21 protein-coding genes are annotated in these 19,912 nt (G+C 43.8%); 9 read left to right on the forward strand and 12 right to left on the reverse strand.

Translation table 11 applies throughout. The features are described 5' to 3' along the window. Window positions 1-52: 52 nt before the first annotated feature. The gene (locus FKN08_RS09545; RefSeq protein ID WP_047008415.1) at window positions 53-346 is read left to right on the forward strand and encodes a metalloregulator ArsR/SmtB family transcription factor; all 294 of its coding nucleotides are present in this window, start codon (window positions 53-55) and stop codon (window positions 344-346) included. Between the two features lie 109 nt (window positions 347-455). Here the strand turns inward: FKN08_RS09545 and FKN08_RS09550 are convergent, their stop codons facing one another. Then, window positions 456-1,805, reverse strand: a complete 1,350-nt coding sequence (locus FKN08_RS09550; RefSeq protein WP_047008416.1) for an alpha-amylase family protein — start codon at window positions 1,803-1,805, stop codon at window positions 456-458. 517 nt (window positions 1,806-2,322) lie between these two features. On the opposite strand from FKN08_RS09550, the gene FKN08_RS09555 reads away from it, so the two are divergent. Together FKN08_RS09555 and FKN08_RS09560 are read left to right on the forward strand one after the other, a co-directional pair. Beyond that, window positions 2,323-2,679 carry a MerR family transcriptional regulator gene (locus tag FKN08_RS09555; RefSeq protein ID WP_005392533.1) on the forward strand — a complete coding sequence of 119 codons (357 nt, stop codon included), beginning with the start codon at window positions 2,323-2,325 and terminating at the stop codon, window positions 2,677-2,679. A gap of 58 nt (window positions 2,680-2,737) precedes the next feature. After that, on the forward strand, window positions 2,738-3,115 hold the full coding sequence (locus FKN08_RS09560) for a carboxymuconolactone decarboxylase family protein (RefSeq protein ID WP_047008417.1): 378 nt from the start codon (window positions 2,738-2,740) through the stop codon (window positions 3,113-3,115). A 77-nt stretch (window positions 3,116-3,192) separates the two neighbouring features. Here FKN08_RS09560 and FKN08_RS09565 read toward each other — a convergent pair whose 3' ends face one another. Continuing rightward, on the reverse strand, window positions 3,193-3,423 hold the full coding sequence (locus FKN08_RS09565; protein ID WP_005375384.1) for a PAS factor family protein: 231 nt from the start codon (window positions 3,421-3,423) through the stop codon (window positions 3,193-3,195). A 285-nt stretch (window positions 3,424-3,708) separates the two neighbouring features. Continuing rightward, window positions 3,709-6,126: a M9 family metallopeptidase gene (locus FKN08_RS09570; protein ID WP_170891974.1), complete on the reverse strand. Its 2,418-nt coding sequence runs from the start codon at window positions 6,124-6,126 to the stop codon at window positions 3,709-3,711. Between the two features lie 448 nt (window positions 6,127-6,574). Here FKN08_RS09570 and FKN08_RS09575 point away from each other — a divergent pair, with 448 nt between their 5' ends. Further along, entirely contained in the window at window positions 6,575-7,552 is a 978-nt protein-coding gene (locus FKN08_RS09575) for a hypothetical protein (protein ID WP_170891975.1), read from the forward strand. A gap of 31 nt (window positions 7,553-7,583) precedes the next feature. Here the strand turns inward: FKN08_RS09575 and accD are convergent, their stop codons facing one another. Then, window positions 7,584-8,447 (reverse strand): acetyl-CoA carboxylase, carboxyltransferase subunit beta, encoded by an 864-nt coding sequence (accD, locus tag FKN08_RS09580; protein WP_170891976.1) that lies wholly within the window; start codon window positions 8,445-8,447, stop codon window positions 7,584-7,586. Between the two features lie 142 nt (window positions 8,448-8,589). Here accD and FKN08_RS09585 point away from each other — a divergent pair, with 142 nt between their 5' ends. After that, on the forward strand, window positions 8,590-9,489 hold the full coding sequence (locus tag FKN08_RS09585) for a LysR family transcriptional regulator (protein WP_170891977.1): 900 nt from the start codon (window positions 8,590-8,592) through the stop codon (window positions 9,487-9,489). A gap of 131 nt (window positions 9,490-9,620) precedes the next feature. Here FKN08_RS09585 and FKN08_RS09590 read toward each other — a convergent pair whose 3' ends face one another. The 3 genes from FKN08_RS09590 to FKN08_RS09600 all read right to left on the reverse strand — a co-directional run bounded on the left by FKN08_RS09590 (window position 9,621) and on the right by FKN08_RS09600 (window position 13,004). Then, complete coding sequence (locus FKN08_RS09590; protein WP_047008423.1) at window positions 9,621-11,180, reverse strand: methyl-accepting chemotaxis protein; 1,560 nt, start codon at window positions 11,178-11,180, stop codon at window positions 9,621-9,623. A gap of 345 nt (window positions 11,181-11,525) precedes the next feature. Next, window positions 11,526-11,876, reverse strand: coding sequence for a DUF3147 family protein (locus tag FKN08_RS09595; RefSeq protein WP_005392525.1), 351 nt, complete (start codon window positions 11,874-11,876; stop codon window positions 11,526-11,528). A gap of 51 nt (window positions 11,877-11,927) precedes the next feature. Then, a complete protein-coding gene (locus tag FKN08_RS09600) occupies window positions 11,928-13,004 on the reverse strand; it encodes a nickel/cobalt efflux protein RcnA (RefSeq protein WP_170891978.1) in 1,077 nt (358 codons plus the stop codon). Window positions 13,005-13,140: 136 nt separating this feature from the next. Between FKN08_RS09600 and rcnR the strand changes: the two genes are divergently transcribed. The 3 genes from rcnR (at window position 13,141) to FKN08_RS09615 (ending at window position 14,962) form a co-directional block, all read left to right on the forward strand. After that, window positions 13,141-13,413: a Ni(II)/Co(II)-binding transcriptional repressor RcnR gene (gene rcnR / locus FKN08_RS09605; protein WP_046873754.1), complete on the forward strand. Its 273-nt coding sequence runs from the start codon at window positions 13,141-13,143 to the stop codon at window positions 13,411-13,413. A gap of 197 nt (window positions 13,414-13,610) precedes the next feature. Beyond that, on the forward strand, window positions 13,611-14,537 hold the full coding sequence (locus tag FKN08_RS09610; RefSeq protein WP_170891979.1) for a zinc dependent phospholipase C family protein: 927 nt from the start codon (window positions 13,611-13,613) through the stop codon (window positions 14,535-14,537). Beyond that, entirely contained in the window at window positions 14,534-14,962 is a 429-nt protein-coding gene (locus FKN08_RS09615; protein ID WP_145472132.1) for a hypothetical protein, read from the forward strand. The genes FKN08_RS09610 and FKN08_RS09615 overlap by 4 nt, the downstream gene beginning before the upstream one ends. Before the next feature lie 124 nt (window positions 14,963-15,086). Here the strand turns inward: FKN08_RS09615 and ppiC are convergent, their stop codons facing one another. Beyond that, the gene (gene ppiC, locus FKN08_RS09620; protein ID WP_074189873.1) at window positions 15,087-15,428 is read right to left on the reverse strand and encodes a peptidylprolyl isomerase PpiC; all 342 of its coding nucleotides are present in this window, start codon (window positions 15,426-15,428) and stop codon (window positions 15,087-15,089) included. 214 nt (window positions 15,429-15,642) lie between these two features. Between ppiC and FKN08_RS09625 the strand changes: the two genes are divergently transcribed. Continuing rightward, window positions 15,643-16,557, forward strand: a complete 915-nt coding sequence (locus FKN08_RS09625; RefSeq protein ID WP_170891980.1) for a chemotaxis protein — start codon at window positions 15,643-15,645, stop codon at window positions 16,555-16,557. Window positions 16,558-16,657: 100 nt separating this feature from the next. Here FKN08_RS09625 and FKN08_RS09630 read toward each other — a convergent pair whose 3' ends face one another. From FKN08_RS09630 to hutW, 4 genes are all read right to left on the reverse strand, one after another. After that, complete coding sequence (locus FKN08_RS09630; protein ID WP_170891981.1) at window positions 16,658-17,194, reverse strand: ATP:cob(I)alamin adenosyltransferase; 537 nt, start codon at window positions 17,192-17,194, stop codon at window positions 16,658-16,660. 97 nt (window positions 17,195-17,291) lie between these two features. Beyond that, entirely contained in the window at window positions 17,292-17,822 is a 531-nt protein-coding gene (gene hutZ, locus FKN08_RS09635; RefSeq protein WP_046873758.1) for a heme utilization protein HutZ, read from the reverse strand. A gap of 56 nt (window positions 17,823-17,878) precedes the next feature. Next, window positions 17,879-18,382, reverse strand: a complete 504-nt coding sequence (gene hutX / locus FKN08_RS09640; RefSeq protein WP_046873925.1) for a heme utilization cystosolic carrier protein HutX — start codon at window positions 18,380-18,382, stop codon at window positions 17,879-17,881. 29 nt (window positions 18,383-18,411) lie between these two features. Beyond that, window positions 18,412-19,782, reverse strand: a complete 1,371-nt coding sequence (gene hutW, locus FKN08_RS09645; RefSeq protein ID WP_170891982.1) for a heme anaerobic degradation radical SAM methyltransferase ChuW/HutW — start codon at window positions 19,780-19,782, stop codon at window positions 18,412-18,414. Window positions 19,783-19,912 lie beyond the last annotated feature (130 nt).

The following is a 19,912-nucleotide window of genomic DNA, read 5'->3' on the forward strand; positions in this document are numbered from 1 at the left end:
ACTTTCCCTATTATCGAAACAAATTTACTGTAGTCATTCTTTAGAGGTCAGTATGGAGCTTGAAGCCGTCGCTAAAGCACTAAAAGAGTTAGGTCATCCTACTCGTTTAAGTATTTACAAAGAAGTTGTCAAAGCGGGATACAAAGGTATCGCGGTAGGCGGCGTACAAGAAAAGCTTGGCATTCCTGCATCCACTCTCTCTCATCATATTTCTAGTCTAGCCTCAGCCGGGCTTATCACCCAACGTCGTGAGGGGCGAACCCTTTTTTGCGTTGCAGAGTACCAATGTTTAGATGATGTGATCGGCTTTTTAAAGGCTGAATGTTGCGTTAATGAGTGCTCATAACCTCATAGCAGACGCGAAAGACTTCGGTTTTACATTAGACTTTACCCGTTCTTGAATGACCGCCGACAAAAATAAAACACCGAGCTCGCTAAGCTCGGTGTTTTATTTTTTAGTTTTCGACGAGCAACATTGAGGCTTTAGGTGGCACAATTAACTTACCGTCAGATGGAACGTCCTGATCCGTCATCAAATCCACCCAGTCACCATCCATTTTCAATGTCAAAGACTGCTGACGCTGCGATTTATTAAGCACGACAATGCCTTTGCTCCCTCGCTTAAATACCAGCATATCATCGTTACCTTCAAGAACACTCATCGACTCGCCATGCGTCATATTATGGAATTGGATCATTTTCGCCATTCGCGGATCGTTCCATGCGCCTTGCCATCTTGGCTTGCCATTTTTATCTGTAATACCGCTAGTGTTTAAGTCGGTATAAACCAATGGCACACCACCATCGCGGCCTAGAATGTAGGCATAAGCTAACCATTCATTTTCCTCATCCATGATCAGATCAAGAAAAACGTCATTGTTAGGAATGTCATGCGTGACAACAAATGTAATGGCGCGACCAGGCGAAAGGGCCTGACCGAAACAGTATGGGTCAATCAACGACTTGAAACTGCCCTTTTTAGCGAACGCCTTAAAAATGGTCGAGAACAACGGGAAATCATAAGCGCCTAAGCGAGTTTCCTGTAGATACGGCTCAAGAAACAACTGATACTCTTCCTCTGTCGCACCGCCATCGGTAATAATTTCGCCAAATATATGCACATCGCGCGTGATGTCGTCTGTCCAAACACGTTTAAGGTGCTCTAGCGTCATGTGTTTCGCGGCATCAATACGAAAACCTTTCACACCAATGGCTTTCAGTGCTTTTAGGTAAGCGCGTTGCTGCTCAACGACATGGTCACAAACACGGAGGGTTGGCAAGCCAGGATCGGTTGGTCCACCTGTGATACGTCCATTTTGTACCTGCCATTTATCTTTCCAGTCTTTAATACCGAACGCTTCAACAAAGTCCTCTTCATCAAAAAGCGGTTGAGATAAGTCGCCAAATAACGTTAGCGACTGATATTTCTGTTTGTTTTGTTGGTATTCCTCCAGGACCTCTTGCCTTGGGTATTGGAGGTCTCGGCGAAGGTGGGCCTCATTTGCCATATGGTTAAACACCACGTCAGCGTAAACCCACACGCCAACTTGCTCCAGTTCACGAACCATACGGATAAAGTCTTTGGTATCACCCAACGCATTGTCGATGACACGGTAATCTTGAGGTTGATAGCGCTGCCACCAGCGATCATCGTGGGCGCTTTTCATTGGTGGCGAAACCAACACGGAGCCGTAACCTAGCTCGTGGATTTCTTTTGCTCGTTGGGCAATGTCAGCATACTTCCAATCAAACGCATGTAAGATAACATTCGCACCGAATGATTGTATTTCCTGTGAGCCACTCATGTTGTTCTCCTACTCGTTTTCACTCACGATTACTTGTTTGCATTTTTTTGTGAGTGAATTCAATAGTCAAAATTATAAGAGCTATTCATCAGACGCCCTCACCCTTTTCGCCCTAACTCAAGGCTGAAAATGAAGGCGTAGTGACTCCTCCATTGCATAAGTAGAAACGGTTCTGAACGTAAACGAGTAGATGACATTCAAGTACACCGCACATAAAACACACTAAACCATTGTTTTGTATTGAAAAAAATGCATTTAAAATATATGAAAGAAAATGCCCGGGTACGCCCTAAAGGAGGCCAAAGACTAAAAACAGCCAAACCACTCTATTGAGTAACTAATTTTTAATAAAGTGAAACTGGCAGGTGGATCACGTTTGGCGCGTATTAAAAATAGCCTCCTTCTGCGTATCCCACCTTAAAACATGGAAGATTACCGTTTGTATCTATCCCGAAATGACTTCAAAATGCGGAACTTAGCTTATGCCTATTGGTATGAATTACCTTGGAGAGTAATCATGAATATCAAAGAGTTTTCTAGCCTCGTCGGCTTGTCTGCTCATACACTTCGATACTATGAAAAAATTGGCTTACTTAAACATGTCCATAGAAACGCGAGTGGGCATCGAGTGTATAGTGCGAAAGATCTAAGCTGGATTAGCTTCGTAAAGCGATTAAAAGAAACTGCAATGCCACTTGAAGAGATTCTGGAATATGCAAAATTAAGGGAAGTCGGCTCAGAGTCTGTACGACAACGCCAAGCCTTGCTAGAGCAACATCAAGAAAACCTCAAGCTCCACATTGAACAGCAGCAAAAGCACTTAACGGCTCTAGAAGAAAAAATTGCCTTGTATAAAAGCGGAAAAGTTCGTTGACTTAGAGTTAACTCTAACGATTAAGGTATGTTTGCATTTATTCACTAGGAACATATCAATGGAACAATCACGCTTTAACAAAGGATTAGAACTACTCTCTCACATTGATGGCGACGCTGGTCATAACGTCATCGAAACCTTACAAGATATTTGCCCAGATTTAGCTCAGTACACCATTGAGTATCCGTTTGGCGATATTTATGCTCGCCCAGGCTTAGACCTAAAATCGAGAGAAATCGCAACTGTCGCCGCGCTAACGGCAATGGGGAATTGTTCGCCACAACTGAAAGTACATCTCAATGCGGCACTGAATGTAGGCTGCAGCGAGGCTGAAATTAAAGAAGTCATCTTACAGATGTCCGTCTACGCAGGGTTTCCAGCGGCATTAAACGGCATGTTTGCCTTCAAAGAAGTGCTAGCGGAGAGAGCAAAGTAATCACGACGTTGAAATCAATTTAAAGGCAATTAAAAACGGCCCTTGGGGATCGGGCCGTGATTTAAACAACGAGTGAATTAGCGCTCAGGGGTTTCAAGCAGTTTAACCGCGCAATCTACCGCGTTGTTAATGCCTTGACTACTCTCCAACTTGCCTGAACTTGCAGGACCAAGAGCACAAGAATACAAAGCCAGCTGCTTATCGAACGGCAGATCCAACTGTTCATATAGATTTTGTCGGATTCTTGCATGTTGTTCTGGTTCTTGGTTAGCAAGGCTAATCAACGTTTCATAAATAAGCGTTTTCATGTCTTTCCCTTTTCACTTTATTGCACGGGGTGCATATATATTGTATCCGTTTGGAAAGCACAAATCAGAAGCTAGGTCACAGAACGCGTCGCTAAAAAAGTTTATGTGCGCGGTAAATTGTAATACAAACCTAAAGCCGTTTAGAAAAAGAGCAAAGGATAACTCGATAAATCAGCCGATTAACTGGCATTCAACGCTGTTTGATCACAATGGCATCCGATACAAACAAAAACGCCGCTCTATGAGCGACGTTTTTTATCTCGATTTCAGCTAATCGAGCATGTTTTAGTTGAAGTGCACTAACATTTCAACGTCATCACCTTGTTCTGGTGCTTGAAGAGAGAAGTGCACATAGCCCGCTTCAGTAACAGGAATCGCAAAGTATTCGTTGCTACCTGCATAGTTGGACACGTACTCGTGTTGCTCAACCGTAGGCCAATGCTCTCTGCTGGCATATAGATCGACATTACCAGTTTGAGAGTGGGCCGTTAGCCATACACGAATCTCTTCAACACCTTCAGGTACATACACTGCCGCATAACGCTGCTTGTGCACAGTGAGCATTTTTGCTTCACCAGACTCTAGTACCACAGGTGCTAAATCATCTTGCACTTGGGTTGGCGGTGTTTGCGCTTCCACTTCTAACGCAGCCACAAGATTCACTGAGTCATAGCTATCACGGCCAGTTAAACTGATGTAGTAACGACCTGCTTTCACGTAACCATCCTGCTCTGGCTCAAATACAATCTCTTCATTGCTGCCATCGCCATACTGGCTCATTTCAAAGTCGTAGTAATGCGCAACTTTGTTGTAGCTCATGTAAAGATCCGCATCCCCCGCACCTTCAATAGATACATTAAAGCGCACGGTGTTGGCTGGTACGTCAACGTAGAACAGTTTTTCGCTGTACGCTTCGCCACTGAGTTGAAGGCTTTGGTTCGCCGTCAATTCAGTCACTTGTGCTTCAGGTTCTGTTGGCTCTTCTGGGTCAGTACCTGGTTGCTCTGGCTCCACTTCTAACGTATCCAACCAGCGCTCAAACTCTGCGTCATATTGTTGACCTAATGTCGTCACCTGTTGCGCCCACTGTTCAAACTGACCAGTGCGCGACAACGCCAACAAGCTTTCTACGTCTTGCGGATGATTTTCTAGCATGAATCGAACGGCCAAGTAACCCCAACGATAGATACGATTAGTGTCGTGAGAATATGTGGTATCAAACACAGTTGAAAGGCTCAGTTTACCGCCTGCAATCAGTTCGATCGCCGCTTGGTAGCCTTGTTTGTAATGCATGTATTCCGCAAAACCTTCTAGCCACCAAACAATATGACCATGAGCCAAGTTATCACTGAACGAGCCGTACTGGTTAAATCGCGCGTCCAAATAGTGCGTGTACTCATGCTCTAGATTCAAGATCGATAAATCTTCGCCATTCGCATAGCGATAAGCCACGAAACGGGCGGTATTGTCCGCTTTTGATGGATTCCCTTCAAGGTACTGACCACCGTTGTCCGTTGTATTACCAAACAGGAACGAAGAATAATCAACGTAGCTGTCGTTACTAGCAAACACCGCCACCTCAACACGATCATTCAAGTCATCAGCGACAGGTTGATTGCCCGTATTCGCCACTTGATGGAAGTCGGCTTCTTTCGCAGCCAGTACTTCACACGCTTTCGCAGCTTGAGCATCGGTTAGATCTTCAGAGCGAATGATGGCAGGCCCCTGACACTCAAAACGATTTGGCATCACGCGCGCTGCTAGATCTTGCTTCGCTTGATCTAGGTCCAGACCGTTTAAACCTTCAGGTGCGTAGTAGCTCATCATCTCTACGGCAGCAAGCCACAGTTTGTCATGCTCACTGCCCAATGGGTAACGCTGCATCACTTGTTGCATCACAGCCAAGGCTTTGCGTTTGGTCTCCTGATCTGGGCTCGCAAGCAAACGACCAGTTTCACGTAATGCATTGAAAACAATAAAGCTCGCATCCGTATCCAATGCCCAAGCGTTATCAGATGCGAATCTCGCTAATGCATCAATATGGTGAGTATTGTTTGCCATGTAGCGGTAGAACTCATCGTTTGCTACATGACCTGCCATAGAACGGAACAGGTTGTTTAAACCATCAACCCATTGCGTGTCCTGCGCGGTTTCACGGTTAAAGTGCATCAACGCGGCCATCATGCTATCCATGGTCAGCGGCAACTGCTTCACGTTATCAACCATCAACGTCAGGCTCTTCATTGCGCCAACTTGTTCACGGCCTTGATCCAAAGCATGAGGGTTGTTAAGGAATAGGTTCGTCGACTGAGCAAAACGCTGACTCAACGCTTCTGAAAACTCAGGTGTACCTGTGCCAGCATTGTAACGAACGTAGTATGCTGCACGAATAAACTCGCCCAGATTTTCTATAACACGAGCTTGCTCTGCTTCTCCACGATAGCGGGCAATTTCTTGATCCAACGCGACTTGGATACGGCTTAAGCTCGCTTCGCTGTAAATATCGTTCAGCGTTGCGGAAGGAGCTGAAAACCAAGCGTGGTAGCAATCATACTCTGCACCAGAAACGGCAGCAGCCAAGTCTCTCGATTGTTGTAAATCAGCAACAGCGCACTGGTTTTGTGCAAAAGAGAAGCTAGACACACTCGCTAGCATACAAGCAAGCGCCAAACGATGGCGCGGGAAAAAACGGATATGAGACATAACAACACTCATTGATTATTAACATACATTGAGTGGGGGTTTATATTCTTTACAGCTCAAACAGTGAAATCAGTGTCATAAAATTTATGAAATTGCTCCCAAAAATAGGCTTTTTACTCTAAATTTATGGGATCAATCCCAACCCAAGATTTCTCACAATTATCAATAAAAACATTAATTTACCTTTTTCTAAATAACGACTTCATGAGGGAAATTGCCCTTAAACGCCACCCTTAACTCTTCCAGATAGAGTTCACGACAATCAAAGGTTCTAAATTAAATTTTGATGCTTGATACCATCTATTTTTATTTGTGACTCATTCCCAATAAGTTATCGAGTGCATATCAAAAGGCTGGCATTAATGGTAAATTCTCCGCCAAATCAAACACATTTATTCCTCGAGTCATTGATGAGTGAATAAAGCAGATATTTGGCTAGGGATAATACATGTCACTTTGGGGATTTTTGGGAGCGGGGCTTGCCTACTTCATGACAACGTTTGCCTTTGTTTTTGGCGGCATTTTTTGGTTATGTGCTGAAGGTAATACATTAAGAGAAACAAAGCGCCAGTCATCAATAATGTCCGGGATTATTGCTTGTACTATTGGAACTTGGGTGATTGCTTTTGGTGTTTACGTTTACGGTTACTTTTGGGATAACTCTTCTCACTATTATTTTTATTTGCTCGCTCCATGGGGACTTGCCATTTTTGGGGTAAAACTTCGTAACCGCTGGGTTAAGCAATACGCTCGTGTAAAACACGCAAAAGAAGAACAGTGGCAAAAGCGCTGGCGAGAATTATTAGGGGAAAATACTGAAGCTCTTCCACCATATCCACATGATTACGAGCTCTACTCGGGCATTTGGCAAGCCAATGAAGCGCTCCGAGAACAGTGTTTTGCAGCCCTTCCTCACGGGAAAGCAGTCCACGAGAGAGTGAAAGCCTTCCAAACGATGGCCTCCCACGCTGGTGACATAAACAATCAAGTTTTGCTGAGTAAACTCGATCAACTAGAGGATGAAATCATTCAAGTTCTTGAGCAACACTCGCAAAAGAAAGTAAGCATTGAAACTGGCGCAGGTACTTTACGCAAAGAGTCAAAACGCAATGTTTATCACCATGAGAATAGCCCAACAAAAGAGCAACTGTACGACTCAATCAACCTCCAACATGATTTGGATCGAGAGCTACGCAACATTATCTATGATCGGCTCGGTTACGATGGCGAAGATGAGTACTTTTTCCTCCAAGCGCCACTCGAAGAGCTTACCGAGAATGAAACCGCAATCAACTGGATGCTCTGGGGTTTAGTAAGCGACCATTTTGCTGTTGACCCATACCAAACGGCGTTGGATCTCAGCCTAATGAATGCGGAACCAAGATGGGGGCAAAATGAACGGTTTGTAATGATTACGGCTCAATAAACGCAAGTACTAAGCCTAACTTTAATATCACCTATTCTGAAACCACCCTCGCGTTGGTTAACTTAGACAATAAGCCGCCAACGCGATCACGCATTTCACGTCTGTCCACAATCATATCTAATGCGCCATGTGCCAATAAAAACTCACTTCTTTGAAACTCGTCTGGTAGCTTTTCACGTACCGTTTGTTCAATAACACGCCTTCCCGCAAAGCCGATGCTTGCTTTAGGCTCACCAATATTGATGTCTCCCAACATGGCTAAACTCGCCGAGACGCCACCATAAGTTTGGTCCGTCAATACTGAGATATAGGGTAATCTGTGCTCAGATAAGTGGTTTAACGCAGCGCTGGTTTTTGACATTTGCATTAGTGCTACCAAAGACTCTTGCATGCGCGCCCCTCCACAAGCAGAAAAACACACTAGCCCAGATTTTATATTAATCGCAGTTTCAACGGCGCGGACAAATTTCTCGCCAACCACCGCCCCCATCGAGCCAGCCATGAAAGAGAATTCAAACGCACAAGCTACAACAGGCAAGCCTAGTAACTTCCCCTGCATCACAACCAAGGCATCTTTTTCTCCAGTCGTTTTCTGCGCGATGGAGATTCGCTCTTTATATCGTTTTAAATCTTTAAAACCCAAAATATCCTGCGGTTCCAACTCACTTGCCAACTCTTGCTGTGTTCCATGATCCAGAAAAGTGTTCAACCTTTGACGTGCAGCCATTCTCATGTGATGAGAGCACCTAGGACATACTTCCAAATTCTCTTTTAATGCCGCGCGATAAAGTATTTGTTCACATTCAGGGCATTTTGTCCAAACGCCCTCTGGAATAGACGCTTTGCGCGAACCTATTATATTCTTATTCTCAAATAACCTTTCTAGCCAACTCATGAGTACCTCATTATTGATCACCTCGTAGCACGACATCTGCATCGTTTGCCCGCTCTGACTGTTAAATAAAATTGTATGCAACTCAGTCTGAGGATAAAGTGCAATATGCTGGCTTGATAATCCAACAAAGTGGGACAATAGAATGTTTGATAACGTCGACCAAATCTGGTTAAAAAGTTTTCACTGTGTGTATGAAAACAACAGCTTTAAGCGAGCCGCTGAGTGTTTGAATATACCAACATCGAATGTCAGCCGACATATTGCCCTGCTTGAAGAAAAGTTAAACATCAGGTTGTTCAATAGAACGACAAGGCGAATGACGCCTACCGAGGCTGGAGAAGAGCTCTATAGCAGCACTCGTCCACTATTAGAACAACTCAACAACGCGCTAGAAACCGTGACTCGCCACTCGCACACCGTAACGGGAGAGCTACGTATTCTTATGCCAGACACACCTGTACTGGCCAAAGCGGTTGTCACCTTTTGCACGCAATACCCGTCAATCTCTTTGTCTTGCGATACAACGCTAAACCCTAAAGATGATGTTATTGATAGCTTTGATGTCATTTTGAGTTTTCATAGAGGGACTTTGTCTGACAGCAATTGGGTAGCAAGGGAAATCAAACGCTGGCCCAGTGCTATTTTAGCTGCGCCTCAACTGCTTAATAAGTACGCCAGCCCTTACAAAATTACGGATTTAAATCATGTTCCCTGTATCACGACACTTACTGCAGTAAATGGCGCTCCCTGGGTATTTAAAAATCCCGACGGAGGTCATATTACGCAAACAGTACAATCATCGTTCAAAGTAAACAGTGGCCATCTCGCTAAATCTGGCGCGTTATCAGGGCTTGGATACGCAATACTTCCAATAGAATCATGCAAAGGTGAGATCGAGAGCGGCAAGCTTGAAGTCATCCCTCTAGAATACGAACCTGAAGATTTAGTGCTTTATGCGTTTTACTCTTCTAGAAAGCACTTAGCCAAGAAAATCTCTATGTTTGTTGAGCACTTAAAACAACACGCGAAGCTTAATGCCTAGTTAAGCACTAATCATTTATCCCAATAACTATAAAAACTGGCATAGTAGAGCAAATCGACATTCGATTTTCTCAAATAAAAAAGCCAGCAATCGAGATTTACTGGCTTTTGCAAAAGGATTTCCGTTGGCGTTTAAATTCTAAACGCTCCTACGTGGCGATCGAGAGTTCTCGATAATTCCGCAAGTTGTTGACTTGATTCTTCCAATTGCTCACTCGCCGTTAGCGCGTTTTTCACGGAGTGACTGACGGTATCCATATTCATGTTAATTTCATTTGCTACCGTCGATTGCTGTTCTGTTGCCGTTGCCACCTGAGTATTGATATCCAAAATGGTGGTCACTTGATCTGCAATAGCCTCTAGTGCTTGTCGAGCGAGCTCCGTTTCTGCAGTGCCTTCTTCAATTAGGGTTCTACTATTACTCATTGAATTAACCGCACTTTGGGCTTCGGTTTGCAACTGATGGATCATGTTGTCAATTTCATCAGTGGACTGAGCCGTTTTAGTTGCAAGATTACGAACCTCGTCTGCCACTACGGCGAAACCTCGTCCGGCATCACCGGCGCGCGCTGCTTCAATAGCGGCATTTAACGCTAGTAGGTTAGTTTGCTCAGAGATCCCTCTAATGACTTCGAGAATACTACCAATCGACTGAGTGTTGTCCGCAAGGCTTACGATAATATTGGAAGTACTGTTCATCTCGTTTTCAAGATTCGTCATCGCCGTCTTGGTGCGTTCTAGCGTCTTGTAGCCATCTTGAGTCTCATTACTTGCCGTGCTCGCAGCACTTGCTGCACCAGCAGCATTTGACGCGATTTCGTTGACGGTCGCGATCATTTCGTTCATAGACGTGACAACCAGCATGGTTTGCTCATTCTGCTCCTGCCCTCTTGCAAGCGCTTGTTGAGATTGTCCACGCAGCGCGACAGCGGAACCATTCAGATCCACACCAGTATTTACAACTTGTGTAATGATTTCATGTACCTTGCCAACAAACACGTTGAACGCCGAAGAAATTTGTGCGACTTCGTCATTACCTTTTGCTGGCAAACGAACCGTTAAGTCTCCGTCACCTTTCGAGATGTCTTGCAACGCCTCCTTAAGCGCAGAGAGCGGTCGCATCAGTTTGTTGAGTAGCAGCGATAGAGCCAAAACACACAGAACGAAGATCACCACCATGGAAATCAGTTGGGAAGTAATAATTCCATTCGTCGCTTGGCTTACTTCTGTAATAGGAATACCAATATCAAACGTGCCGTACAACTGACCATTCACGTAGATCGGCGCCATGATATCAAACACCCACACTTTCTGGACATCGGCATACCACTTTGAATACTGTTGTACCCCCTTGGTTGCACCTTCAACGGTGTAGTTATCATTGTAGGTTTTATTTAGCTTTTGCTTATCACTGTGAGCAACCGCCGTCACATTGCGATCAATTACGACTGCATAGCTTACGTCTGAACGTTGTTTCAAACCCTCAACGAGCGATTGTAAGTCTTGCATTGGGTTGGCTGAGTTCTCCAAAATATAACTTGCATTTCCTGCTAAAAACTCAGCTTGAACTTGGGATTTGTTTAAGATGATGTCATCGATTTTCTGACTCGAAATTAGGTACGTTGATGCCATACTTGCCACGACAGCAATACCAAACATGGCGCAAACGGCTAATAAGATGATTCTTTTCATTTTAATTGTCTCGGTACAATTCAATGTGATGCTCACGACAGAGCGTTAAGCCTTTCGCCTCTTATAACCAACACAAACTGTATTTTTAGCCTGTCTGGCAAAGCTAGACGTAACTTTGTAGCCACTGTATCTGCCTGATTACCGATAACTTTAGAATGAAGGAAGAAAAGTCTTCAAAACGTCACATTTCTACGAGGTTTGGCTGAAAGACAAGAGAGCAATCGCTAACTTCAAGTAAGCGGCCACACTAGCATCGAGAGTTAAAAAAAGAGTTCTAGTTAGAGCCTTGAAAATATAAATAAGCGAGCGCTTCGACCTATATTCTTACAATTCTCCTTTGCTCAATTAAGTTAATTCTATTCCAAACTCTTTAATAACGATGGTCACAATGAAGAAACAAACGATTGAAATAATGGCGCAAATTCCCAACGAGAACCAAAACGAATATCGGCTCAGTAAGAAAGGAAAAACTAGAAACATCGGCAATGTAGGCAGTACATACCAAAAAGTATAAAACGCGTGGTTCGCGAGCTTTTCCTGACCTTGCCCTTCAATATACATCCAAATCAAAGCTAAAATAGTGACCGTCGGGAGCGCGGCAATCAGCGCTCCCGCTTTATCACTTCTCTTGGCAACTTCAGATATCAGCACCACTATTCCTGCGGTTAACGCGTACTTAGTAATCATCCACAACATGAAAGAGCTACCTTTAATAAACAAAAAGCGACGTAATAATTACAACAGAGCTTAGCTCATTAACGTCGTAAACCCGTGCAAGCCCATATATACACCAACGGCACTAATCAAGATCCCCGATAAATAAGGTGCACGACGAGCCACATCGTTCAAACCACTCCACTTCGATGTTGCTTTTTGAACGCCCACTGCCGCGACAACACCAACCGCAACTAAAGTTAACGCTAGACCAATACTGAACGACACCACCAAGGTTGCACCAAGTGTCATGGCCTTAAGTTGCAAACAAATGAGTAAAACAGTGACCGCCGCCGGGCATGGTATTAACCCACCAGTCAAACCAAACAGAAGTATTTGTCCATTGGTAACATCTCGATCGCCAAAGCGCTTTTGAATATCTAGAGCGTGAGCACGCTCATGAGCATCTTGGTACTCTTTATTCTCACCTTCCGAATGGGAATCCGCATGAAAATGCACCTCAAAATCGTGGGTATGATCATGGTGCCCGACCATCAACGTGACGAAAAAATCATCAGAGGCTTCAATACAGGAGGCGGATTCCAAATAGCCATCGCGCTCAATAAAGTGATAAATATCAGAAGGCTGTCTGATTGCGTTGGGTAGCACTAGTTTAACGTTTTCAGCCGTTAAAGGCTTACCGTTAAGTGTGCGTAACTGAAAACGGCAGTGATGCCCTTCTTCTACGATAGAAAGCGATAGATGCCCATGACCAGTATCGACAATTTGCGTTCTCCAGTCTCGAGCTTGCTTATGAGCTTTGTGCCAAGCTCGCTCATCGCTCCACGTTCTCCAGAACATCCATAAACCCGTCGAGACGATAATTACCCCAGAGATAAGCTGCATCCATGGCTCCGCAGCTTCTGCATTAAATCTTTGGCTTATATACATCCCACCCGCAGCAATTATCCATACGATCGCCGTATGGGAAAGCGTTGCAGCCAGCCCCAACATCACCGCCTGCTTCACTGTTCCTTTTACGGCCACAATAAACGCCGCCATCATCGTTTTTGAATGTCCTGGCTCTAATCCATGTAACGCTCCTAATAAAATGGCGCTGGGTATAAAAAACCATCCATTACCTTGTTGTAATAATGCGACAAAATCCATTGTTATTCTCAATATGCTCTTCTAAAGTTGCCCCAAACTATACTCCCCCCCAGTATTTAATACTACCCCCCAGTATAAGATGAGTGCTACATTATCAGTTAGAATCTCGCAGTCAGTAACTTAAAGAAGATAAGTCATGTCCCATACAACCAGAGATCAAAAGAAGCTCAATACCCGTGTCAGCAAAATACAGGGTCAGGTGAATGGTCTTAAAAAAATGCTGGAAGAAGAACATGAGTGCCAAGATGTGTTGCAACAAATCGCTGCAATTCGAGGGGCTGTAAATGGCTTAATGAAAGAGGTGATCAAAGGCCATCTCATCGAACACGTCGTATTGGAGGAAGAATTAGAAAAGCGTGAAGCTGATATGGAAGTTGTACTGAAAGTGTTGGACTCCTATATCAAATAACACGATTTCATTAATTTTTTGAAGTGCCATTATCGAATTTCATTAAAATAGATAACGCACGTCCTAAGGCGATAATTTGCAAATGCCTCGCTCGATATCCAACATATAAACATTTATTTTTTATAAGACTCGAGTCGCAACGAACATATTGCCTGCATAGTAAACTCCATGCATTTAAACTGTACATGGAGGTTACTATGCCTGGTGCTTTCGCACATATCACAGCGGTAAATGAAGCTTCTGCTAATAATGCATTGATGAAGTTAAACATACCTCAAGAAGCAAAAAAGGCTTTAGCTCAAAATAAACGGTATTTAGAGCTCGGTTGTGTGAGCCCCGACTATCCTTACCTTGCTCTAATGAATTCTGCGCAAAATAAATGGGCAGATAAAATGCATTACAACCACGTTGGTAAGCTAATTGATTCTCTTATTCAGCAGGTAAAAGCCGCAGATAACGAACACTTTGAAAAAACCTTCTCATGGTTATGTGGCTTTGTAGCACATGTAGCAACCGATATTACTCTTCATCCTGTTGTTGAATTAAAAGTGGGCCCTTACGCAGAAAACGCCCAGCAACACAGAATTTGTGAAATGCACCAAGATGCTTATATTTGGCCGTCCAGGATGCAACTCGGAAGTATTGGCCTTGCAGATAGAGTCAGAGAAAACATCGGCAATTGTGTGGACCAGAGTAACAACAACCTAATAGATCCAGTTATTCGTACTATTTGGTCTAGTGCCCTTTCAGCCACTTACCCTGAATATGCTAAAGAATGCGAGCCTGACGTAAACGTCTGGCACGAAGGATTTCAATCCATTGTAGATAATGCTGAGGAGTCGCATCGCTTATTTCCTTGGGCGAGGCATGTGGCTTCCAAGCTAGGGTTAACTTACCCGCTTCCAAACGAAGTTGACTCTACTTATATTCAGGATTTAGAAACGCCAGATGGTATTAAGCACTACGATGAAATTTTTAATAAGGCGATTAAGACAATCCAAATATTTTGGGAAAAGCTGGCAGCTACCATTTATGAAAACCAAGATACTGGCTTTTTTGAAAATTGGAATTTAGACACTGGCCGAAATGAAAGCGGACAGCTTAGTGCTTGGAGAAATCTATGAAGCTAATCATCGTTATCACCCTTCTTCTCTCATTGACTTCTTGCGCTAACAGCTCTCAATATCCTGAAGAGGTCATGTTTGATATGGCCTCGATTTTAAAAGATGTAGCCCAAGCTGTTGACGGTGAGCTCAAGTTTGGAGACACAGCAGGACTAACAGAGAAAGAAATATTCGAAAATGCGATGTCAGCTAATCCAGCTCAAATCACCAAACTCTCACAGTTAGCTATCGATGGAAACATTTCTAATTATCGAATTCTTTCAGAGTTTCAAGGTAATAATGCAGTTATGTTGATATGTGACGGGGATACAGCACTAATGGAAGATGCAGGTTGCAACTCAGAATTTGATAAGATCTATTGGGACTCCCCAAAACCTTACTCATGCCAAATCAAACTTGATGCGGCAGCTCTTTGTACTGATTAACAGTAGGGAAAATAGAGGAAATTTATGAGTAATACATGGCTTTAACTTATGCCTGTCATGTATTACTCACAATATGCAGAAACAGGTAATATTTAAAAAGCTCAAGCTTACCTGTAAGAAATCACTACGTTCTGTAAAGCACTTTTACAACATGCCAGCCGAACTTGGTTTTGACTAGATGTGGCGTCAGAACCTCGCCAGAAAAGCACACTTTGTCGAACTGAGGTACCATTTGACCACGGCGAAACTCACCAAGATCACCACCGCGCTTGCCTGACGGGCAAGTGGAATACTTCTTCGCTAGTGTCTGAAACTTTGCGCCTTTTTTCAGTTGCTTGATAATGTCTTCTGCTTGCTCTTTGTGCTTCACAAGAATATGTAATGCGGCTGCTGTATTTGCCATTGATCTATCTCTCACTATTCTGGTCGCGCAAGTGTACCCAATCCCTTTTAACACGCCAAACATTTCTTGTTCATACCTAGGCGGCTTCAAGGCTCAAATACATGGGACTATAAAACTTTGGGCATAACAAGATTAAAATACAACCAAGTTTTGCTCAGTTAATAACTATTCTTTAAGAGATTGTCTAAAAAGCTCACATTTGTCTCTCCGATGGTTGAAGCCTTCGTCTGATAAGATTAGATTAGACACAATTCGGTGGTATTTATAAGGTTATTTCATGGCAAAAGTCGTTAGTAAAGCGAATCAATCTCAGGGCATGTTGATGTTCAAACTCACCCTGCAACAGAGTTTCGCGATAGGCACGCTAAAAGTCCGTGAAATCGTTCCGTATATGCCAACCACGAAAATCCCTTACTCGCATCATCACGTTATTGGCACCGTCACAATACGTAACTTAACAGTGCCTGTGATCGACATGTCAGCGGCTGTCGGCTTTCGTCCTATCTGTGAAGAAGAATACAAAAATTGCTACTTGATCGTGACAGACTGTTTGCGAACCGTGGTCGCCTTTATGGTTCGTAGTATCGAGAAGATCATTGAATGCGATTGGAAAGCCATTGAAACCCCACCAGCGAGTGCCGGGAAAAATATTTTCGTAACGGGTATTACTCGCTACGAAGACAAAACGGTTCAGATGCTGGATGTAGAACTGCTGCTTTCCAAAATTTATCCGCAATACGAAAACTCAAAGATCCCGATGCTGACAGATGTTGAACGTGAGCGCCTTAAAGCATTAAGCATTCTTTTGGTGGATGACTCTTCCATCGCTCGTAAACAGCTGTGTGATGCTCTTGATAGTATCAATATCGGATACCAAATTTGTAAAAATGGTTTAGACGCATTAGAGCTGATGAAAAGCGAGGCAGAGGCTCATCGACCAATCGATATTTTGGTCAGTGATATTGAGATGCCAGGGCTTGACGGCTACGAGCTAGCATTCAAAGTACAAAATGACTCCGCTCTTAATCACTCATACCGCATTTTGCATACGTCGTTATCGAGCGAAATCTGTGTAGACAGAGCTCACCAAGTTGGCGCACACGAGGCGCTTGAGAAGTTCAATGCTGGTGAGCTGATTGAAGCCATGCTGCGCGGTGCAAAAGAACTAGAAGCCAAAGCTATGGCTTCTTAACTCTTAACTAAACAGCCAAGAAGCAAATTGTCGAATATGGTGTTTTGCGGCCATTTTTTCGCGCAGAAGCTTTGATGTTCGCAGCTGCTAGTTTCTCAGGTCACTTCTTTGGCATCGAGTAACTACGAGATACAAACTCTGTCTCTTCGACTTGATTGATGTGATTAATATAAGAAGCCAAGCTATAAAGTACATTCGCCAATAAGTTCGCGTAACGAAATAGAATGGGGGCAGGTTGCTTCTTACCTGCATGTTCGATGGCAACTAATGCTCGTACCGTTTTTTTAGCTTGGCAACGGCACAAATGCAATTGACTGGATGCTGGGAGCCCTCCAGGTAGAACGAAACCTTTGAATCCACCATCAATGCGTTGCTTAAGTAATTCATAATCTGCCTTTAGCTCTTCAACTTCCGCTTCTGTAATCGCTAGCTTTCCGCGAACCGAACCATTTAGGTGATAAACATTAGGCTGCATTCTTGTCAGTATATCGCGGCTAAACTCGTCCAGATCCATCGCGAGGACTAAACCAATACGACTACAAAGTTCATCTGCCGTGATTTCAAAGTCACAAACCGGACTGTCCTCGTAAATAAACGGATAGCAAATCTCGCTCAATTCCTTGCTCACAGGCTTCATGCTTTTGTTCCAATATAAAAAAGGGAGCCAGTATAACCTAACTCCCCTTATGCGTTCATTATTCCGAATGCTCGATATTTACATGACCGGTTTACAATCAAGCACTTTCGATTTTCTTGTGACCTTCTTGAAGGTGAACAAAGTCCACTAAATCGTCGCCAGAGACTTGATACGCTTGACCAAAGCCTTTAACAAACAGTCCCGATTCTGGCTTTAAGTTAAACAACACGAAATCCTCTAGTTGGCTGAGACCATCAATAATCTCACCAAAACGCTCTTTCATTTGTCCAACAACTTGTTGCCACATCTCTGTGTCTCGCTCAACCACATTTGCTACCGCATCAAAAGTTAAGCGCTTACGAGCAAACAACTGCTTTGAAGATTCTTCATCTTCGATCATCATCAAAGAAACGTTTGGATTTTCTAGAAGGTTACGAGCATGACGAGCGATTTTAGAAATGAGTACGAAGTAGCCTTCCTGATTTTGGACATAAGGCGCGTAGCTTACATTAGGGCGACCTTCTGCATCGACAGTTGCAAGCTGAAGCGTACGACGCTCCTGACGAAACTCTTTGATCTCTGGCCCTAAACGACCTTGCAAACGCTCTTGTTTAACTTGTTGATCCATATTGATACCTGACTTTACTAATTAGTATTCGAGTTGAGCCTCGATTATGTTTGTGATTACTTTTTCAATTCGGCTTGTAGGGCGCGGAATGCGGTGACTTGATCTTCAAGTAGCTCGCGCTTTTCGTTACGGCCTAAATAAACTTTGAAAATATTGCTTCCGCACTCAGAGAAAAAGCCAAAATAGTGACTCTCTCTACCCATAAACGGTTTGCTGACCAACGCTACATTTTTAACATTATCTAGCTTCAAGTGACCGTGTAGCTCACCTTCTCTGCCCATTAAATTGTAATAGCCACGCGCCACTTTTCCTTTTGGGAATGGTGCTTTGACTTCAAAAATAGAGCCAAAAGAGTGAACAATAGTCGTCACCGGGCCGAAACCAACCAAACCTTCTAGAATGTTTTGTGCTTGCGCTCCTGGAGCGATGGCCACCATTTCCTGCGGCAAAGCCGCAACAACCTCAAATTCAGAAATGCCGAGACGTTCTGCCATCGCTGCTGGCAATAATTGCGGTTCTTGCTCTAGTAATGCTTCAACTTGTTGTTTGATTGATTCCATATGTTTTCCGTCTTTGTTCAACTTTTTCATTAATTATTGGATACTTTCGGTACGGTTTCATTCGTCTCTGACGTAAGTACCTGAATACAACCTTGAGCCAACGAAACGGCCCAGAAACTACCAGCAAGAGTAAGAACTAGGCTGCGTTCATGCAGTTCCACTAAACCTTTTTGCTGCCACACTTTAAATAGAGGCATTAAAAATCCGAACGTGTCCTCCCCCATAAACGATGGCAGTTGGTTTGCCTGAACGATACCGCGATCAAACCCGGATTTGAGTGCAGCAAATAGTGGCTCTAGAGGGCTTTGCTTCATCATCATAGCGATGGTGCTTTGCCCTTCTTTGATGGCTTTAATATAGGTCGCCAATGTGCGATGTTGCATCATTCCGTAACCACCGATATTACCTCCAGCGCCACAGCCAATTGGCAGTACCTCTGCATATGTCTTGGCTAAACTGTTGTATAAACTACGTTCACGGTTATCAATTGCCCAATGGTTCACACTCAGTTGCTTCATATGGTGTTTGGCCATAAAGTTCACACCGAGCTCATACATGCCTGCTTTTTCTGGCGTGGTAGCTGGTGGGGGGATTTTTCCTTTTTCTACAAGGTTAAGCATGGGTGCTGAACCACCGACGACCAACTGATATAAGTCCAACCCGTGTGCGCCAGTCGAGAGAAAATCATTTAAATCTTGCTCTAACACTTCTTTGGTTTGATAAGGCAAGCCGTAGAGTAAATCGATAATGACAGGAATTTTGTCTTCGTTGGCAATCTCGCTAACTCGCTTGAGCACATCTTCTCTATCATCTAATCGTTTCGCGCTGCGACGCACTTGTGTATTAAAACTTTGCACACCAAAAGAGAAACGATTAAATCCACCGTCTAGAGCGCCTTGGTATAGCTCATCAGAAAAACGGTTGATGCGACCTTCTAAGGTGATTTCACAATCCGCAGCCAAAGGAAAGTGCTCATGAATCGCCTGACCTAACACGCGAACCTGTGCTGGAGACAGATCCGTTGGCGTTCCACCACCGATATACACAGCATGGAAAATACCGTTTTGTGTCCAAGGCAATGCAGCTTTCTCCTTGAGCTCCTGCATCAGTGCGTCAAAGTACTCATCAACCAGTGCGCGGCTCGCAGCATTTTGAAAGAAGTTACAAAAGGTGCAACGTACGCGACAAAATGGAACGTGAATATAAAGACAACGTTTATTGGTCGCTTTAACCGAGTTAGCGGTAACGCTTGAAAAAATTGCCTGTTGCTGAGGTGGAGGTACAGGCACGCTCGCTCCGCCAGCGTGTGCCGAATGTTTCTTAACAAAGGCAAATCGCAATGGGTCAGGGCTATCGCTTCCCAACACTGATTCGTCAAATTTATCGATATCGACGCTCATATATACTCGCTTAGCTCCCACCATATAAGGGGTAGAGGCTGGTCTTTAAAAATCTGCAAGAATCATAATTTGAGCGTAATGATAATGCAATTGATAATTGATCTTATTTCGGTTGTGAGTAATAATCTGC

This window comes from Vibrio sp. 1-2 (7-a), from assembly GCF_013048515.1.
Taxonomy (GTDB): Bacteria; Pseudomonadota; Gammaproteobacteria; order Enterobacterales; family Vibrionaceae; genus Vibrio; species Vibrio diabolicus.

Bases quoted from the DNA above. Each gene is read 5' to 3' on its own strand.
- FKN08_RS09545 (WP_047008415.1), top strand. From the start codon at position 53: ATGGAGCTTGAAGCCGTCGCTAAAGCACTAAAAGAGTTAGGTCATCCT.
- FKN08_RS09550 (WP_047008416.1), bottom strand. From the start codon at position 1,805: ATGAGTGGCTCACAGGAAATACAATCATTCGGTGCGAATGTTATCTTA.
- FKN08_RS09555 (WP_005392533.1), top strand. From the start codon at position 2,323: ATGAATATCAAAGAGTTTTCTAGCCTCGTCGGCTTGTCTGCTCATACA.
- FKN08_RS09560 (WP_047008417.1), top strand. From the start codon at position 2,738: ATGGAACAATCACGCTTTAACAAAGGATTAGAACTACTCTCTCACATT.
- FKN08_RS09565 (WP_005375384.1), bottom strand. From the start codon at position 3,423: ATGAAAACGCTTATTTATGAAACGTTGATTAGCCTTGCTAACCAAGAA.
- FKN08_RS09570 (WP_170891974.1), bottom strand. From the start codon at position 6,126: ATGTCTCATATCCGTTTTTTCCCGCGCCATCGTTTGGCGCTTGCTTGT.
- FKN08_RS09575 (WP_170891975.1), top strand. From the start codon at position 6,575: ATGTCACTTTGGGGATTTTTGGGAGCGGGGCTTGCCTACTTCATGACA.
- accD (WP_170891976.1), bottom strand. From the start codon at position 8,447: ATGAGTTGGCTAGAAAGGTTATTTGAGAATAAGAATATAATAGGTTCG.
- FKN08_RS09585 (WP_170891977.1), top strand. From the start codon at position 8,590: ATGTTTGATAACGTCGACCAAATCTGGTTAAAAAGTTTTCACTGTGTG.
- FKN08_RS09590 (WP_047008423.1), bottom strand. From the start codon at position 11,180: ATGAAAAGAATCATCTTATTAGCCGTTTGCGCCATGTTTGGTATTGCT.
- FKN08_RS09595 (WP_005392525.1), bottom strand. From the start codon at position 11,876: ATGTTGTGGATGATTACTAAGTACGCGTTAACCGCAGGAATAGTGGTG.
- FKN08_RS09600 (WP_170891978.1), bottom strand. From the start codon at position 13,004: ATGGATTTTGTCGCATTATTACAACAAGGTAATGGATGGTTTTTTATA.
- rcnR (WP_046873754.1), top strand. From the start codon at position 13,141: ATGTCCCATACAACCAGAGATCAAAAGAAGCTCAATACCCGTGTCAGC.
- FKN08_RS09610 (WP_170891979.1), top strand. From the start codon at position 13,611: ATGCCTGGTGCTTTCGCACATATCACAGCGGTAAATGAAGCTTCTGCT.
- FKN08_RS09615 (WP_145472132.1), top strand. From the start codon at position 14,534: ATGAAGCTAATCATCGTTATCACCCTTCTTCTCTCATTGACTTCTTGC.
- ppiC (WP_074189873.1), bottom strand. From the start codon at position 15,428: ATGTTTGGCGTGTTAAAAGGGATTGGGTACACTTGCGCGACCAGAATA.
- FKN08_RS09625 (WP_170891980.1), top strand. From the start codon at position 15,643: ATGGCAAAAGTCGTTAGTAAAGCGAATCAATCTCAGGGCATGTTGATG.
- FKN08_RS09630 (WP_170891981.1), bottom strand. From the start codon at position 17,194: ATGAAGCCTGTGAGCAAGGAATTGAGCGAGATTTGCTATCCGTTTATT.
- hutZ (WP_046873758.1), bottom strand. From the start codon at position 17,822: ATGGATCAACAAGTTAAACAAGAGCGTTTGCAAGGTCGTTTAGGGCCA.
- hutX (WP_046873925.1), bottom strand. From the start codon at position 18,382: ATGGAATCAATCAAACAACAAGTTGAAGCATTACTAGAGCAAGAACCG.
- hutW (WP_170891982.1), bottom strand. From the start codon at position 19,782: ATGAGCGTCGATATCGATAAATTTGACGAATCAGTGTTGGGAAGCGAT.